Raw genomic sequence first — 18556 nt, forward strand, 5'->3', positions numbered from 1 at the left:
GATCGAAGCTTTTAAACGTATTGATTATTAAACAGCTATAACACAATTATAAATAAATCTCTCGCAAAGAAAATAAATTATAAAAGTAAAACTTTGTACCTTAGTATCTTCGCGAGAGAACTTTAACTTCACAAACTTACATCTGGGTTTCAAAACTTTCGTTTTCTAATATTGTTTTTAACTGAGGAGCAAAATTCATTCCCCACTTATCAAGCGCAACAATTAAAGGTAAAAGAGATACTCCAGTTTCTGTAAGGTAATATTCAACTCGCAAAGGAATTTCAGTATAAATTGTTTTTGCCAAAAGCCCATGTAATTCCAGTTCTCTTAATTGGTTTTGTAATACTCGCTTGCTAATGCCATTAATAGCTAAAACCAAATCTTTAGGGCGTTTTATTCCTTTATGAATTTCATCCAATAAACAAAATTTCCATTTAGAACCTACTACTTCCATTGCAACACTAAGACCACAATTATAATCTATCGGAATTTTTCGTTGATACATCGTTTTAGTTACTTTTATTAATCTACAAAAGTAAAAATAAATGAAGTAACTGCCTTAATTATCAATGGTGATTAATTTATCACTACATGATTAATTAACCCCTTATTGATTAATCCTTGAATGAGTTTGATATTTGCACCAGCAAAAATTTAAAATTCATAACATGAAAACTTTAGTAATTATCATACATCCCGATTTAAAAAATTCTATTATAAACAAACGATGGATTGAGGAATTAAAAAAACATCCCGAAAAGTATCTCTTACATGATTTACATAGCGCGTATCCAGATGGAAACATCGATATTGAGAAAGAAAAACAGCTTGTAGAAGCACATAATACAATAATATTCCAATTCCCTTTTTACTGGTTTAATTGCCCGCCATTATTCAAGAAATGGTTAGATGAAGTATTAACACATGGATGGGCATATGGCTCAAAAAGTGGATATAAACTAAGCAATAAGAAAATTGCATTAGGAATAGCTGCTGGAATTAATCAAGAAGACTACAGCGCAACAGGCAGATACAAATACACCTTAGAACAATTAACAGCTCCCTTCGAAGTTACTTTTAATTACATAAAAGCCGACTATAAACCGTTATTCGCTTTTTATGGTGCAGAACATAACGCTACTACTGAAAGAATAGAAAAAAGCGCACAAGATTATATTTCTTTTATAGCCAATTTATAAAATCGTAACGTATAAAAGTAAACACGAATTGCACAAATTATCACTTCTATTTAATGATTAACTTAGTTTGAGAAATCAAATTAATTTCAGAGACTAATTCGTGTTTTACTTTCTTCTTTTCTTTATAGTATCCCGTTTTTTTATACTATCTATGATTTACTCTCTTTTAATTGTAATGCTCTTTGCAGAAAACTCTGATTGGCAATTTTACTTTCGGCTTCATTTATGGCTTTTAGTAAATTATTCTCATTATCTGTGATTTCATTAAGAACTTCAGAGATAATACCCCAAACAGGTTTCATTTTTAAGATAAGATCTTGTCCTTTTGTGGTAAGTACAATTAAACGTTTACGCTCATCTTCCTTATCTTTTTTGGAACGGATAAGCTTTTGTTTTTCTAATTCTTTTAGCAAACTAATTGTAGATGGATGTGTATAACCAATCTCATTAGCAATTTCTACAATACTTAATACACCTTTATTATGAAGCGTATAAATTACTGGAAACCATTTGGGTTCAAACTCAATATCAAATGATTTGTAGAGCATCGCGCCATCTTTACGCAGCTGTTCACTAAGACGTTGCAGTCTTGTAGATAAAGCCAAAATACCCGATTCATCTATTATATTAACCATATCCTAATTTAATTTTAAATGACAAAATACATTATCAACATCTACTATAGGAAATGCATCTGGAAGTGTTCCTTTCTCAATTCGTACAAAATTATTTCTTTCATAAAAGCGCAAAGCTGCTTCTAATATCGAAACTGTTCCCAAATATAAATCAAGTAAACCATTTTGCTTGCTATAAGCAATTAATGTATCCAAAAGTTGTTGAGCAATATATAACTCTTTACCTCGATATTCTTTTTTTACAAACATCTTTCTGATCGCACCTTCCCTATCATCATATTTTACTAAGGCAATAGTACCAACTAATTCTCCATCAATAAAAGCTCCCCAAAAGCAACCTCCTTTTTTGTGGTAAAATTGATTTATTTCAAGAAGATCAGGTTGATCTTCCAGAGTTATCGGAACATTAAATTCTTTTTGCTGAATGTTTAATATTAAATCAACTACTGCTTCTGAATAATCATCTTTAATAGGAACAATTATTATATTCATAACTTAAAATATTTATAATTCAAAACTACGTAGTTAAATACCTAAAACAAAATTATTTTATTAAAATTTTAACAACCTACAACTAAATAGCTAAGTAATGACGCATCTTTTTCATTAAAAACAGCTTCTAAAAACATTACAATTCATTTAACTTATTGGCAAAAATTCTGAGTAAATTTTTTTGTACTTTTGCGCCCTCATAATTTGAACCCTTTCATGAAAAATAAATTAATAAATATACCACCACTTCCAGCAATACTTTTAGCAATTATAAGCGTACAATTTGGAGCGGCAATTGCCAAAAGTCTTTTCCCTGCTATCGGTGCAGCTGGAACAGCATCATTACGAATAGGTATTTCTGCAATAATATTATTATTGGCATACAGACCAAACTTGCGTGCGATCACACCCGAACAATGGAAACTTGTTATTCCTTATGGATTGTCATTAGGTTCAATGAACTTAATCTTTTACCTCGCAATAGAACGAATTCCTGTTGGTTTAGGAGTTACATTAGAGTTTATAGGTCCTTTGGTACTAGCCGTTTTTGGATCAAAACGTATGGTAGATTATTTTTGGGTATTACTTGCTGCGATAGGAATTGCCCTTATTGCACCATGGTCTGGCAATGGAATTGACCTTATTGGAGTATTTTTTGCATTATTAGCTGGTGTCTTCTGGGCAACTTATATTGTCTTGGGTGGAAAAGTTTCGAAAGTAATGAAAGATGGTGATGCAGTATCAACCGGAATGTTATTTGCATCGCTACTTATCGTTCCTTTTGGGATTATGGAAAACGGATTAAGCAACCTAACTCCAACTTATTTAGGAATGGGAATCGCACTTGCATTGCTATCAAGTGCAATACCATTTACCTTAGAAATGAAAGCACTTGGACAACTACCTCCACGTACTTTTAGTATTTTAATGAGTCTAGAACCTGCTGCAGCCTCAATTTGTGCCTTTTTCTTTTTACAAGAACATCTTGCTTCTAGCGAAATACTTGCCGTGTTTTTTGTAATAATAGCATCTGCTGGTTCTACAATGACTGCTAAGAAAGCAATTCAAATCAAAGATTAGGGAATCTTCATTACGAGTTTTAGAAGGATTTTTTCCTTAACTATTGAAGTAGAAAAGCTAGACTGAACATTTACTCATTGGTATTTTAGTCTTATCCTTTCCTAATTTATAATTATACCTACGCTCAGAGAACAATAGTATAATTGTCTTATGTGTAAAATAAGTAAACTTTACTTAGCACCTTTCTATAAAAGGATTGTGTAGAAAAGTTCAAAGGTTCAAAGATTGCTCAAGTTTATATATAAACCAGACAATCTTTGAACCTTTGTTATTTAGAACCTTAGCATCTCAGCGCCTTAGTACCTTTTTTCAGAACCTTTATTAAAATATTCCGATATAATATTGATCAGCACCTGAAGTAACTTTTGCACCTACAGTACCATCAGGACTTGTAGAGTTTACATCAAATATATAAATGTTACCCTCTACACCAACTGGAGTTAATGCAATATAGAATTTTCCATCTCTCACAACCGAATTTTGGTATTGTTGCAACCATAATCCTTTAGGTACGTTTAAATCTAAAACTGTGTTATTTTTAAAGTCGATTCTTGCCAATCCCCAAGGAGCTGAATACGATTTTTCTCCATTTGAATCAACACCAATCTGAATTTTATCTTGATCTAATTTCTCATAAGGAATATAACCAATTCCATTGCCAGCATAAAACCAACCATTACTAGAAGCTGGTTTACCTAACAATTCGCTTACACTAAGCTTATATGATTCATCATATTTCCCGTCTTTAATTTTTACGATATTTAAATCTTTACCATTGCTAACCATTTGCATGATTTCACCAGCTTCATTAAAGTGTTGCGTAGGTGTACGATATCCATTTGTTGCTCCTTTAACGTGTGAAGTACTAATTACAGTAGCATTAGTTAAGCTTGGATAATCAAGTACAAGAGTAAAAGTCTTATCTGTTTCTCCTCCTTTACCAGTTGCTGTATTAAACTTGCTTACAGATGCTCCATAATACAATTTATTTCCAGAAATAACTGGACAATCAATACGAGAAATATAATACCCTTCACTTGCTAAAGTTCCTGGAAGAACTAAGTCAATGTCTTTCTTGAAATTGTTTCCTATTGACATTGCCTCTAAATCAAGAAGACCAATAGTTACAGTCATTTTGTGCTTTAAATACTCTGTATTATTAGCTCCTGCATATAATGGAATAGCAGCAATACTGTGTACAGAACCCACTTTGTCATTCATTTTAGTAAAACGAACAGCCTTTACCCCCAATGGAATAGAAGCGTCTATAGTAGTTACCATTTTATAATTTTGTCCGCCATGATACGTTAACTTATCAATAGTACCCACTGTATAATTAAGACTGTAAACGATCGAACCATCTGTAGATGTAAATACTCTGGCTGTACGCGATGATGTCATCGAATACCCTTTTCCAGAAAATGATACCTCGCCTTTAGAAAGATCTGTAACCCCCTGAAGATAAGTACCAGAAATACTCCCAGAACCACTAGCAAATACCATCTGAAAATCTTTTGTTACGGGTAATGTTGGTGCAATATCCTCATTACTATCATTATTACTACATGAGCTTAGTAATGCTATTGCACAAGCCCCTGAGAATAATGTACTTTTTAAATTTCTAAATTTAATTTTCATTGCGATTAATTATTTTGAAGTTAATGAATATGTTAATTTGGCATAAAATGCACGACCTGGTTTTTGTAAACCAAAATTGTCAAATATTTGTTGGTCAAATATGTTTTTTGCATCCACACTAATTGTGAATTTATTAGATGGAAAAGTATAGGCAATCCCTATGCTATTAGAAAATTGTGTTGGAATATAGTCTAGATTTTTTCCTCCTACGTTTGCCCAATTTCTAAGAAATTCATCTACGTAGCTGATGTTATAATAAATAGAAGCCTTTGATTTTTTTGCAAATAAATCATCCTGATAATAAATTGCATTGATATTAAATTTAAACGAAGGCTCGTTTCTTATTTGCATACGATAAAATAAATATGGAGCACCATTGGCATCAAATCTGGTATTAAACAAAGACTCAAATTTTGATATATTAAAAGAGAGATTAAACTTCTTGGCATAGTCATAAATTATCTCAGCATCTATACCGCGAGACATTACATTCTCTAAGTTTTCAAATTGCGAATAGGTAAAGCTTCCTGCTCTTATCGATTCTCGAATCATTCCTTTTGTATCTCTGTAAAAAAGAGATGTATTTAACCTAATAGAATGATTATCAAATTTTAATCCAGCCCAATTTACTCCTATGTTTACATTATAACTCGTTTCAGGCTTTAGTTCTCCTGCCGGCGCAAGTAAATTATCATTAACATTACCAAATAATTCGTTGGCACTAGGCAAACGCATTGCTTTTTCTGCAGATCCCAATAAATACAAATTAGGATTTAGCTCATAAGATAAAGTAATACCATATCCGCTAAAATCAGATTTTTTAGTAAATTCTCTCTTTTCGTAATTAGGTACACCCGTAATAATATCATTCCTGTAGGGCTCATTTGAAGTAGCCTTTTGAAAATAATGTTTATAAAAAATATTAGTTCTTAGTTTTTGAGAAAAAGCAAGATTCTCATAAGTAAACGAAACGATGTTTTTTTGTAAATCTCTTGTATTCTCTAATAATTGCAGTCCTAAAGGTTGTAATTCATCTGATATGCCACGTATAAAATTATTATACATATAATTGGCGTATATCGTGTTATTATCATTAATAGTATATCCTAAGTTTGTACGAACAAACAAGGTCTTATCAGTATTAATTCCCAAAGTTTTAGCACTAGAAACCTCAGCTCCACTAGTATATTTTACATAAGTTCCATCAGGATACATCAATGGTTTTCCTCTCCAGTCATACATAACACCTACAGTATCTATTGCTTGTCTTTTTAGATAAGAATAACTAGCATCTGCTTTAAATGATAATCCTTTTGCCAAAAAATCGTTCTTACTATAAGTCAATGTAGCAATACTAGAATTACGTCTGGTATGACGGTCACCATATACATTATCCATTGTAATACCATGCTGAACTTCTTTATAATCCTTAGATAAAATCCCCCCAATCATAAATCTGTCGGCCCATTTTACATCTGTAAAACCAACTTCTACCTTGGTTCCGTATGATTTATAAGCATCATGAAAACGTTTTGCATGATGGTTACTTGTAGTTTTACCTGTATAATCCTTGAAAGTGATGCTTTTTCCCCAAACTTCATAATTGTTATCACTATAATTATAAAAAGCCGAAGCATCAACTGTAAGTCCATTCTCTTTTCGGTAATTGCTTGCAATATTCCATTGGTGCGTATTAAATGAACCTAGAGAATAAGATGTTACAAGAGAATTTCTAGTTTTTTTCTTTAAAATAATATTTATCGCTCCGCCCAAAGCATCCTCAGAAAGATTAGCAGGAACTACCCCTTTATAAACTTCAATACGATCAATTAAAGCAGGAGGAATACTATTTAAAGAATATGATGAACCAAAATTTGAAGCAGGAATACCGTCAATAAAAACCTTAACAGCATTACCTGATAAACCATTAATATTATAATCAATCTTAGATCCCAATCCACCATCTTGTCTAATACGAACTCCTGCTGAACGGTCTAGCAGTTCATTAGTTTGTATCGATTGCATAGCCATCTTTTGAGTTTCGATCACATTTACAGCAAACCCTTTTGTCTCTACCTCTTTTTTCTCAGTCTTAACATTTATTATGACTTCTTTTAAGCCTAAACTTTCCGAAGGTTCAACAATTAAAACTATCCTTTCGTTGCTCCCTTTAAAATGTACATTAATACTTTTTCGGGTAATTTCGATAGAGCTTACTTCAATTTCATACTTCCCATAAACCAAACCTCTAAACTCAAACTTACCCTCATCATCAGTAATCATCTGATGATTAGTGTTTTTAACAGCAACCGCTGCATAAGTAATCGGCGTTCCATTTTCTAATTTTAAAACCCCCGAAAGAGTTCCCTTTTGAGCTAATAAACCTGATGGTAAAAAAAATATAGAAATAAAAAATAGGCTGTATTTTAAAGATTTCAATAAAGAACTATTCTTTTTAAAAGTTAAACCATTTTCATTTTTCGAAAAAAAAGTCATTATATCCAACCTAAAAACAGAATCAGAACTATTTATTATACAAGCAGTTATTATATTCTTGATTGCTATAAGACAATCTATGTAGTTTTTGAAACCCATTACAAAGTAAAATTGGCATTATTAATTTACGTGCAAACTTACCTCTAGTCTCTCAGGATAAGGGTTTCAATTAAGGATTATAACATACACAAAAAGGATTGTTTTTATTTAGACTCAATACATATATGGAATATTAAGTGTATATTTGCATTATCTCAAAGTAAGAATTTCCATGCAACTTAAAACCACGATAAAAGATATTAACTATAAACTCTGTGACAAGGTGTTTTTTAGTGAAGATGCCCAAACTTGTGAGCTTATTGAAGAAATCAATACCTATAATGACCCAGAATATGGAACTATAAAGGATAGTCATACTTTAGCTGGAACCTTTTTTATAAATTATATTGAAGTAGATTTACTTAAGCCTATAAAACTTGAATATTATACGGACGAACCTGTCATACAAATGTTCTTTTTTATGAAAGGATGTTCTAATTTGATGCATCATCAAATACACTACTTGCCAGCAGGTACAAAACTGGCAAAACTTCCTGCTACCTCAACAGTCTTGGAATACCTGTCGATATTAATTCCTCAAGACAACTACACTAACCTTGTAGATTCATTAGATTTAGATTTCGAATTTATCACGACCTGTTCTAATGAAAATCCTGCAAAACAAATAAAATATAGCGAAATCATGTCACCAGAAATTCTGACTACCGTAAGAGATATTGTTTCTTGCGAAAGAACAGGACATTTCCGTAGAATGTACATGGAAACTAAAGTTACAGAATTATTGTTGCTACAAGTAGAACAGTTAACCCAAACACAAGACAATTCTATTAAGATTCCAAAAATTGATATAGAAAGAATGCACCATGCAAGAGAATTGGTTACACAAAATATTATTACCCCTTGTTCTCTAATTGATCTTGCCCGTAAGGTAGGAACCAACGAATTCAAGTTAAAGAAATACTTTAAAGAACTATTTGGCACAACCGTTTTTGGATATTTAAACGAACTAAAAATGAACGAAGCCAAACAAAAATTACTAAAAGACGAACTTAATATATATCAAGTAGCAGAATCTTTAGGATATAAAACTCCAAATCATTTTAGTACAGCATTCCGTAAATATTTTGGTTATCCACCTAGTCAAATTAAGAATCAGGCTAATCAAGTGGCTGCGAGTTTTACAAAAGCTAAAGAAATAGTAGTTAGTCTGCTTTGCCCTTTTATAACAGAAATATCAGTTTTGGATTTAATACTAATTTAAGCCCATTCGCTTAAGGTTTTATAGCAGCAACTTCACTCATGAAATAGCTATTTGTCATCCATTTAGTAATCCAAAATAGGAATTATAAACCTTTACTTCATAGAAGTTTAGTTCTTTAGTTTTTTTTCTTAGAAAATAAATTCTCAACCACCCAAGCTGGGCCAATCATTAAAAACTGAAGATCTTTTAAGAAAGAAGGTTTTTTGCCTTCAATATTGTGTCCGTAAAATTGCCCAACCCATGCAATAACAAAAACACCAATTGAAAAAATCCATAATGGAAAAACTTGTCCAATGTAATAATTCGCAATCAGACAAATAGCTGACAATATTGCAATCTTAAAAGCCATTGCAACCGATAATCGAATATAAAAAACAAGTACAAAAAGCAATACTACCACAGCCCAATTTTCGATTATTGGAGCATTCAATTTTAAAATATTGGCAATAAAACTACTCGGAATACTCATTAATAATCCCACAATCGAAAAATAAATAGCAGGCACACATATATAATGTATTGCTTTATTCATTGGGTTCTGATGACTTACTGCATATTCTTCAAACCATTGTTCTAACGTTCTCATATTACAGGATTTAGGTAAACGTAAATCTAATAAATTTTATGGAAGATGCAAAAGTTTTTTTTTCAGGAAAGGTGCTGAGGTGCTGAGGTTTTTTTGAAGAAAAGGTACAAAGGTACAAAGGTACAAAGGTACAAAGGTTTTGGGTTTGGATAAATATTAGGGGAATAAAGAATACTAGGATTGGTTTACGCTAAAAGAAATCAAATAGCCAAAAAAGACTAAGATCGTTTTATCCGCAAACTAAACAACCTTTGTACCTCAGAGCCTTTGTACCTTTGTCCCTTTTCTTCAAAAAACCTTTGAGCCTCAGAGCCTTTGAGCCTCAGAACCTTTGTACCTTTGAACCTCAGAACCTCAGAACCTCAGAACCTCAGAACCTTTGAACCTCAACTATTATAATCAAAAACCCCATCCCATAATTCATCAATTTTGATGAGTGCTTTATCAAGCGAAATCACTTCCCACTTTTCATTTATTTCTAAAGCAAGTCCGATACTTTTTAATTTTAACAGAGCATCATTTACATCAAAATCTAAATCGGTATCTAATTTTGTCAAAAACCATGATTCTATTTGATAATCTAATTCTTCTGCAGTTAAAGGCTCCATGCTTCTGCTTAAAAATGCATACGCCAAAATAGTTTCCTTAAGCACTTCTTCCTCTGAAGAATTCAACAAAGAATAAAATGCACCACTATTGTTTCCCAGATTCTTAAAGTAAAGACTATCTGAAAGCATTTTGGAATATTTAATCTTCTTATTTACAAAATTGCTGTATTGGCGAAATAAATACGCAGATAGTATTCCTAATGCAATTAAACCTTGATTAAGTGAAGTTTTACTATTTAATAAATCAATTGCCTCCCCCGATTGATAGGCTCCATACATACCAATTAACGCCGGAATTACTGTAGTACTCAATAAAGATACTCCTCCAAAAATTCCAGGAACCCAGAGCAATAATTTATCTGTATTCGACATCATGGGAATCGCATTTGGGAATATCGTTTCCAGATCATTTTTAGGAACACGCTTAAAAATTTTTAAAATTATAGATCCCGGATCAATAGGCATCTTCCCTAATTTTACTTTTTTTGAGTTAAGATAATCGGCATCGTTATAATTGAGATAAATCATAACACGATCATAGTATTCAATCTCTATTTCTTTCTTCCAAAAAACAAATTTCGTTACCGTTTCTTTAGCCTTATGACTTCCTCGAACATACAATTCATAATCTTTAAATGCATTAAAATCTATAGCAAGATTTAGCCCTATTAAATCAGAATCTTTAAAAGCATTATCCAAAGTTTCTTTATCAATACGTCTGTAATTACCATGCTCCAGAACTGTATGAAGTGTTTCTTTAAAAACTCCAAAATCACTTTTACCAATGAATCCTTCCCGCTCTTTTGCGGTTAAATCTGGGTCAAATAAAGCATAATTTTGTTTTAGATTTCGGTTAAGATTAAAAGCTTCATAATGATAATAATGTTCGATTATATCAAATAACTTTTTAAAATCATCAACCTTTTTTGGGTCTTCACAGATAGTTGCTATTTGTTGTTCGAGTAAGAATTCCTTATTAAAGGGAATATAATGTTCTCGTTTCATATGGGGTTTTAGGGCTTTTTTTTAAAGGGGCAAATGTACAAAGGTTTTAGGAAAGGTACTAAGGTTCAATGGCACTAAGTTTGCGTAGACAAAAACTCTCTAGCCTTATACTTTACTGCTAACTTTTCTTTCTAACTTAGAACCAATCCCTAAGGGTAAAATTAAGAAACTACTTATGGAGATTCTTAGACTGTTTCTTTTAGAAACAAATATAATAACCTAAAAAAATCACATTTTTTATTTTGTAAACTATGCAACTTTGCTTCTTAGTATCTCAGTACCTTTCCTAAAACCTTTGAACCTTTGCCACTCAGAACCATTGAGTCTTTTAAAATCTATTCACAAAAAAAAGCATAGTATAGCATGAGCCATTTCTATTAGCCTACCTTACACAAAAAAATGGCAATAGAACATAAAGTTCGGCTCGTTGAAGCATTGTTTGACCGCCTTGAGATTGAAATTACTGCTTTTAAATCTGAAACCCATTTGTTTTGCAACGCTGGTTGCGGCAAATGCTGTTCCAACCCAAGTATAGACGCTTCTCCTTTAGAATTCTTACCTTGGGCATTTCATTTGTTCTTGAATGGCAAAGCCGAAGAAACCTTAACACAACTAAATAATTCTTCTAGTAATTATTGCCACTTATACCATCCTCTCTCTGTTTTAGAACATCACAAAGGAAACTGTACCAATTATCGTTATCGTGGATTAATATGCCGCCTTTTTGGTTATGCTGCAAACACTGATAAATATGGAAAATTACGATTAGCAACCTGCAAAATTATAAAAGAAGAACAACAAGAAAACTTTCAAACAGCCGAAGAATTAATCAATAAAGGAAAAAACGTACCTATTTTTACCGATTATTATATGCGTCTAGCGCAAATTGATCTTAAAATGGGAATTAAATTACTCCCTATAAACGAAGCGCTAAAAATGGCTATCGAAGAAGTCTTGCATTATTATGCCTACAGACCATTTCCGGGTGGATTGGAAAATATTGCCTAATTCTGACTTCTATTTATTCTCATTATCTAAACATAAAAAATGCGCAAATTCAAAGACATTTGCGCATTAAAAAACATTTAACTCTTTATGAGTTAACTACTATTTTACTTCAGAAAATAATCGGCATCGATTAATTTATTTCCTGTATCATCATAAACCGCATAGTTAAAACCTCCTTGAATACAATAAGAACCATATTCCCCTGCTTTATTCAAGGCGATGAATCCTACCTGAATATCTTTTAAATCTTTGTTTCTGTTCTTGGTTAGTTTTACAATTCTTGCTACAGCTTCTTCACAGGCTTTTTGAGGTGATTTCCCTTGTCGCATTAACTCTACAACGAGATGGCAACCTGAAATTCGGATTACTTCTTCTCCATGTCCTGTAGCTGTTGCAGCTCCTATTTCGTTATCAACATATAAACCTGCTCCTATAATTGGAGAATCTCCAACGCGTCCATGCATTTTAAAAGCCATTCCGCTTGTGGTACACGCACCCGAAAGATTTCCGTTGGCATCCAAAGCAATCATTCCAATAGTATCGTGATTCTCGATATTGGCAATTGGTTTGTACTTGCTGTCTTTCAGCCATTCTTTCCATTCTTTTTCTGACTCTTCTGTTAGCAGGTTTTCTTTTTTGAAACCTTGTGTTAATGCAAATTGCAAAGCGCCATCACCAACTAACATTACATGAGTCGTTTTTTCCATTACGGCTCTTGCTACCGAAATGGGATGTTTTATATATTCTAAAGAAGCTACTGAACCAATATTGGCATTTTCATCCATGATACAAGCATCCAGCGTTACACGACCATCCCTGTCTGGACGTCCGCCATAACCAACGCTTCGTTCTTTGGGGTCGCCTTCTGGGATTTTTACTCCTGCTTCTACAGCATCCAGAGCGCTTCCTTTTCTTTTTAAAACTTCCCAAGCAGCTTCATTTGCAGGAATTCCAAACTTCCATGTAGAGAGCACAATTGGCTTTTTTACTTTCTTAGATATCAAAACTTTTTCTTCTTCTTTCGAATCTGAATTGAAAGATTGCAATGCTACGGCAACTGAAGCTATTGCTGCTGTTTTTATAAAATTTCGACGATTTGAGTTTGTCATATCTATATTTTTGTTAACCTACTAAATATGTTTGTTTTATTAGCCACAGATTAAAAGATTAAAAGGATTTTTTAATCTGCAGTAAAATTGTTTTACTCTCGCATTAAACACTAAAATAAATTTAAACCATATAAGTAATATCGGAATTCCCTTAAAAACTCCATCGGAGCGCAATATTTATAGCCAATATATACATTTTCTAGTTAAAGCTCCAGCGGAGCGACATCTACATTTTTATTTTAATTACTAAAATACCACCCCGATGGGGTTTCTGTTGGAATATTTTTTTTTCTATAAATATATCGTCCCGCTGGGACTTATTTTGTCTACAAGATTTCGGAAACCTTACAGCATAGAAATTCTTATCAATAAATCTTTTTTAATCCTTAAATCTGTGGCTAAAAAAATCATCTAATATAATCAAATCTAAGCTTTATAAAGCATACTTGTAGCACCTAATAAAGCTGCTTTTTCATTATCTGTAGAAATAGATACTGTAACATTACTTCCTGCTTCTTTTATTTTTTTGTTAAAAAACGGCAAGAAAAATTCACTGGCATTTGCAATCTTTCCTCCTATAATAAAACTATCGGCTGAGAAAGTCGCTAACCACGGAAGCACTATTACGGCTAAATCTTCCCCCATTTGTTCAAAAGCTTTTTTAGCCATTGTATCTCCAGCCGTAGCCAAATTAAAAAGTTCTAATCCATTGTTTATTTCTTTTCCGCTTAAAGCGAAATAACCAGCTATAAGTCCGCGTGCAGAAACGTAATCTTCGGCTATTCCTTCTTTATATCGAAGGTCGTATATTTCACCATCCTTTGGTACTAAATCGCCTGTACTAATTGACTCTCCTTTGTCTATAAAACAAGCACCAAGTCCTGTACCTAATGTAATTGCCATTACTTTTTTAGAAAGGTTCTCAGTATCTTTAAAAACTTCTCCTTTACCAAAACAAACCGCATCGTTCTCGAAAAAAATCGGAAAATCACTTGAAAGATTCAATTTATCTTTAAATAAATCTCTAACATTTAATCCGTAAAAATGTTCGTATTTTGATTGTCCTTTTATCCAGCAAACTCCATTCGTATAATCAAATGGGCCTGGCATACACACTGCTAATCCTGTGGTGTTCTCAACTTTGGAATTTTCGATTGAGGTACGAATTGCTTTTTCCCAAATAGTCATCACTTCTTCCACTGGCAAATTAGAGTCAAAAGACTCTTTATGCAATGAAAAATCAATCACTTTCATATCTGTTATATCTATAACCGCTGCAGTAATATGTGTGCCCCCAATGTCTAATCCAACGGCATATTCTTTATTCATTCTTTTGTATTTTGGAATTGAACCGTTAAGAGTTTAAAAATTTAGTTTGATTTTTATTTTTTACCATTAAGAAATTAAGTTTATTAAGTCCAACTGCTTCATTTTTCTTAATCTCTTAATGGTAAATATCTTCTCGATTCTAAAAAAACTCAATTTTTATTAATCTCTTAATGGCAAATATTTTTAGTTTTTTAAATGTTTTTGTCTTTTAAAATTTGTGGGTAATGAATGCTTGTGTGTACTATCATTTCTCCAAAAAGTGTATTTGCCCAAGCAAACCATTTTCGGGTAAACTTAGTAACATCGTCTTTATGAAATGACTCGTGCATAAATCCTGTATCAGCATTTGTTTTTATCAAATTGCTAATGCAATGTTTTATTTCATTTTCGTCGACACTAGTTATAGCTCTCAATACAATACTCATAGGCCAAATGGTATCTGTTCCTGTATGTGGACCTCCAACACCTTCTCCTGCTTTTCCTTTGTAGAAAAATGGATTGTTTTCTGAAAGTACTACTTTACGCGTATTCAAATATAGTGGACTGTCTGGCTCAATAGCTCCTAAATAGGGTAATGATAATAATGAAGGAACATTGGCATCATCCATCATATGAAAACTTCCGTATCCATTTACTTCAAAAGCAATAATTTTTCCAAATTTTGGATGATCGATGATTCCATTTTCTTCTAATCCTTTCTGAACTTGCCCTTGCAATTCTTTAGCTTTGGCTACTAAATCATTGTCTTTTAATGCTGGTAAAGAGAATATTTCCTGTAGATATCCTAATACTTCGATAGCAAACATATTACTCGGAATTAAATATCCGAATAAAGTACTATCGTCACTTGGTCTGAAAGTCGAAACAATTAATCCGCATGGTTTTACAGGATATCCGTAACCGCTTAATGGTACACCATCTGTAGCCCAAGCTGTTACTCTCTGGAAATTGTATGGCCCTTTATCAGTCCAGCGTTGTTGTTCCTTAAAAGTTTGTAGTACCAAAAGCATCGCTTCTTTCCACTTGCTATCAAACAAACTGATGTCTCCTGTTTCCTTCCAATATCCGTGTGCCAATCGTATCGGGTAACACAAACTATCAATCTCCCATTTTCGTTCGTGAATACCAGGTTGCATTTTGGTCATATCATTCTTCCATTCGCTTACCTGATTAAAATCTTTGTAAAAAGCATTTGCATAAGGATCTAATAAAATACATTTCGTTTGGCGGTTGATTACTCCTTTTACCAATTCGGCTAGTTTTTTATCTTCTTTTACAAACGGGATATATGGCCATATTTGTGCTGTGCTATCACGTAACCACATCGCATCAATATCTCCTGTAATTACATACGTATCTGGTTTACCATCGATGATTTCAAAATCGACAGTTGTGTCTAATGTATTAGGAAAACAGTTCTCGAACAACCAAGCTAGCTCTGGATTTGCAATTTGTTTTTTGATTCTTACAATAGCTGCTTCAATGGCTTTACTTGTGAATTTTCTTTCGGCTAATGGTGGTCTTTTGGTAATAAAATCTTTTAGTGCAAAATTAAAAGCATCCGATTGCATTCCGAAAACATCAGTTTGAAGTGCCAATAATCCTGCTGAAAAAATTCCTGTGTTTTTTATAAATTTTCTACGTGATTGCATAGTATTATTTTGAAGTTGAATAAGAATATGGGTAGGCACTTGCTGAAGTTCCTCTTTGTAAATTAGGTTTGCTGTTCATGTCAAAATTTAATTCACCACCTTTTAGTACGTCAAAATGATTAATATAATTTTTGGTATGAGTTGCATTATTCCATTTTAAATCCTGAACGTATTTGTTTGTTTCTGAATTATTTGGTGCGTTTATAATAAGTTGCTTTCCATTTTCTAATTGTAAAGTTACTTTCTTAAATAATGGTGCTCCTAGAACATATTCGTCTGTTCCGGGACAAACTGGATAAAATCCCATTGCAGAGAAAACATACCAAGCCGAAGTTTGTCCGTTATCCTCATCTCCACAATATCCATCTGGAGTTGGTTTGTACAAACGATCCATTACTTCTCTGGACCAATATTGCGTTTTCCAAGGTTCGCCTGCATAATTATACAAATAAATCATGTGTTGGATAGGCTGATTTCCGTGTGCATATTGTCCCATATTCATGATTTGCATTTCGCGTATTTCATGAATAACTGCTCCGTAATAACTATCATCAAAAACTGGAGGAGTTGTGAAAACAGCATCTAATTTGGCTGTGAATTTTTTCTCGCCACCCATTAAATCAATCAAACCATTTACGTCATGAAAAACACTCCAGCTGTAATGCCACGCATTCCCTTCAGTAAATGCATCTCCCCATTTAAACGGATTGAAATTTTTCGGAAAGCTTCCATCTTTATTTCTACCGCTCATCAATCCGATTTCTGGGTTATAAAGATTCTTATAGTTCATCATTCGTTTTTCGAATAAACTAATTTCTTTTTTCGGACGGTTTAAAGCTTTCGCCAATTTCCAAATCGTAAAATCATCATAAGCATATTCTAATGTTCTGGCTGCATTTTCATTAATCTTAACATCATAAGGAACATAGCCCAAAGTGTTGTAATACTCCACTCCTCTTCTTCCTACTGCATCCATTGGACCTTCATTATTGGCTCCATGCAACAAGGCTTCGTACAATTTGTTTATATCATATCCTCGCAATCCTTTTATGTAAGCATCTGAAACTACTGATGCCGAATTATTTCCAACCATTACATTTCTAAACCCTGGACTTGACCATTCTGGCAAGAATCCGCCTTCTTTGTAATCATTGATTAATCCTTCTTGCATTTCTTTATTTATCGAAGGATACATTAAATTAAGCAGAGGATATAAAGCTCTGAAAGTATCCCAAAATCCTGTCCCAGCATACATATAACCCGGTAACACTTTGCCATTATAAGGGCTGTAATGCATAATTTTACCATCAGCATCTATTTCGTACTGTTTCTGTGGAAAACAAACGGTACGGTATAAACAAGAGTAAAAAGTTTTTAACTGTTCTTCGCTACCTCCTTCTACTGTGAGTTTTCCTAAAATTTTGTTCCATTCTTGTTTTGATTCAGCTACAGTTTCATCAAAAGTTGCTTTTCCTAATTCGTTCTTCAAATTCAGCTCTGCTTGTTCTATGCTGATAAAAGATGATGCTACTTTTACGTTTACTTTCTCTCCTTTTTTAGTTTTAAAACCAACTATTGCGCCTACATGATTGTCTTTTAATTCTAGTTTATCCTTTTCTAAAACCTTATCGTGCCATGTATAATTTGTCGAAAATGGCTTATCGAATTCCAATACAAAATAGTTCTTAAAATTCTCTGAAACACCACCACTATTACGAGTTGTATATCCTATAATCTTATTCTCAGATGGAATGATTTTGATATAAGAACCTTTATCAAATGCGTCAATTACAATTGAAGATTGTTCGTTTTCTGGAAATGTAATCTGAAAATGTGCTGCTCTTTCTGTTGCTGTAATTTCTGTTGTAACATCATAATCGGCCAGATATACACTGTAATAATAAGGTTTGGTAACCTCAGCTTTATGGCTGAACCAGCTTCCTCTTTCGTCTTCTGCAAAACTCAGCTTTCCGGTTACTGGCATGATCGAAAACTGTCCGTAATCATTCATCCAAGGCGAAGGTTGATGTGTTTGTTTGAATCCTCTAATCTTTTCGGCAGTATAAACATACGCCCATCCGTCACCCATTTTTCCAGTTTGTGGTGTCCAGAAGTTCATTCCCCATGGTCTGCAAATTGCAGGATAGGTATTTCCGTTAGAAAGACTATGCAAAGACTGTGTTCCCATTAATGGATTTACATATTCTACTGGATCTAAAGTTTTAACTTGTGCATTTACAAAAATGCAGCATTGTAATATCCCTAAAAAAATTAAACTCTTTATTTTCATATTTTATTTTTTTGCTTTAGGCTTTAAGCTATAGGCTTTAGGCTAAAAACTGTGACTGTAAACTGCGACTAAAATCTTCTGACTTCTTAAATCTAAAATCTATATTCT

The 18556-nt window shown here is 32.9% G+C and carries 15 protein-coding genes; 4 read left to right on the plus strand and 11 right to left on the minus strand.

All coding sequences use genetic code 11. From position 1 onward, the window contains the following. Positions 1-136 precede the first annotated feature (136 nt). Complete coding sequence (locus tag OIU80_RS16415) at positions 137-505, minus strand: winged helix-turn-helix transcriptional regulator (RefSeq protein WP_264288068.1); 369 nt, start codon at positions 503-505, stop codon at positions 137-139. Between the two features lie 163 nt (positions 506-668). Between OIU80_RS16415 and OIU80_RS16420 the strand changes: the two genes are divergently transcribed. Further along, complete coding sequence (locus tag OIU80_RS16420) at positions 669-1199, plus strand: NAD(P)H-dependent oxidoreductase (protein ID WP_264288069.1); 531 nt, start codon at positions 669-671, stop codon at positions 1197-1199. A 149-nt stretch (positions 1200-1348) separates the two neighbouring features. On the opposite strand, the gene OIU80_RS16425 is transcribed toward OIU80_RS16420, so the two are convergent. Both OIU80_RS16425 and OIU80_RS16430 read right to left on the minus strand, forming a co-directional pair. Next, on the minus strand, positions 1349-1834 hold the full coding sequence (locus tag OIU80_RS16425) for a MarR family winged helix-turn-helix transcriptional regulator (RefSeq protein ID WP_264288070.1): 486 nt from the start codon (positions 1832-1834) through the stop codon (positions 1349-1351). Positions 1835-1837: 3 nt separating this feature from the next. Beyond that, on the minus strand, positions 1838-2326 hold the full coding sequence (locus tag OIU80_RS16430; RefSeq protein ID WP_264288071.1) for a GNAT family N-acetyltransferase: 489 nt from the start codon (positions 2324-2326) through the stop codon (positions 1838-1840). Positions 2327-2542: 216 nt separating this feature from the next. Between OIU80_RS16430 and OIU80_RS16435 the strand changes: the two genes are divergently transcribed. Next, complete coding sequence (locus tag OIU80_RS16435; RefSeq protein WP_264288072.1) at positions 2543-3406, plus strand: EamA family transporter; 864 nt, start codon at positions 2543-2545, stop codon at positions 3404-3406. A gap of 321 nt (positions 3407-3727) precedes the next feature. Here OIU80_RS16435 and OIU80_RS16440 read toward each other — a convergent pair whose 3' ends face one another. Next, the gene (locus OIU80_RS16440) at positions 3728-5044 is read right to left on the minus strand and encodes a hypothetical protein (protein ID WP_264288073.1); all 1317 of its coding nucleotides are present in this window, start codon (positions 5042-5044) and stop codon (positions 3728-3730) included. Positions 5045-5053: 9 nt separating this feature from the next. Further along, positions 5054-7483 carry a TonB-dependent receptor gene (locus OIU80_RS16445; protein ID WP_264288074.1) on the minus strand — a complete coding sequence of 810 codons (2430 nt, stop codon included), beginning with the start codon at positions 7481-7483 and terminating at the stop codon, positions 5054-5056. Positions 7484-7811: 328 nt separating this feature from the next. On the opposite strand from OIU80_RS16445, the gene OIU80_RS16450 reads away from it, so the two are divergent. Continuing rightward, positions 7812-8861, plus strand: a complete 1050-nt coding sequence (locus OIU80_RS16450) for a helix-turn-helix domain-containing protein (protein ID WP_264288075.1) — start codon at positions 7812-7814, stop codon at positions 8859-8861. 115 nt (positions 8862-8976) lie between these two features. On the opposite strand, the gene OIU80_RS16455 is transcribed toward OIU80_RS16450, so the two are convergent. Then, a complete protein-coding gene (locus tag OIU80_RS16455) occupies positions 8977-9447 on the minus strand; it encodes an Mpo1 family 2-hydroxy fatty acid dioxygenase (RefSeq protein ID WP_264288076.1) in 471 nt (156 codons plus the stop codon). 386 nt (positions 9448-9833) lie between these two features. Beyond that, complete coding sequence (locus tag OIU80_RS16460; RefSeq protein ID WP_264288077.1) at positions 9834-11060, minus strand: TMEM143 family protein; 1227 nt, start codon at positions 11058-11060, stop codon at positions 9834-9836. 399 nt (positions 11061-11459) lie between these two features. Between OIU80_RS16460 and OIU80_RS16465 the strand changes: the two genes are divergently transcribed. Continuing rightward, positions 11460-12068, plus strand: coding sequence for a YkgJ family cysteine cluster protein (locus OIU80_RS16465; protein WP_264288078.1), 609 nt, complete (start codon positions 11460-11462; stop codon positions 12066-12068). Positions 12069-12172: 104 nt separating this feature from the next. Here OIU80_RS16465 and OIU80_RS16470 read toward each other — a convergent pair whose 3' ends face one another. From OIU80_RS16470 to OIU80_RS16485, 4 genes are all read right to left on the minus strand, one after another. Further along, a complete protein-coding gene (locus OIU80_RS16470) occupies positions 12173-13177 on the minus strand; it encodes an isoaspartyl peptidase/L-asparaginase family protein (RefSeq protein ID WP_264288079.1) in 1005 nt (334 codons plus the stop codon). A gap of 426 nt (positions 13178-13603) precedes the next feature. Beyond that, the gene (locus tag OIU80_RS16475) at positions 13604-14506 is read right to left on the minus strand and encodes an ROK family protein (RefSeq protein WP_264288080.1); all 903 of its coding nucleotides are present in this window, start codon (positions 14504-14506) and stop codon (positions 13604-13606) included. 191 nt (positions 14507-14697) lie between these two features. Continuing rightward, positions 14698-16158 carry a glycoside hydrolase family 125 protein gene (locus OIU80_RS16480; protein WP_035625006.1) on the minus strand — a complete coding sequence of 487 codons (1461 nt, stop codon included), beginning with the start codon at positions 16156-16158 and terminating at the stop codon, positions 14698-14700. Between the two features lie 4 nt (positions 16159-16162). After that, positions 16163-18448: a GH92 family glycosyl hydrolase gene (locus tag OIU80_RS16485; protein ID WP_264288081.1), complete on the minus strand. Its 2286-nt coding sequence runs from the start codon at positions 18446-18448 to the stop codon at positions 16163-16165. Positions 18449-18556 lie beyond the last annotated feature (108 nt).

Source organism: Flavobacterium frigoritolerans (genome assembly GCF_025847275.1).
In the GTDB taxonomy this organism is placed as follows: domain Bacteria; phylum Bacteroidota; class Bacteroidia; order Flavobacteriales; family Flavobacteriaceae; genus Flavobacterium; species Flavobacterium frigoritolerans.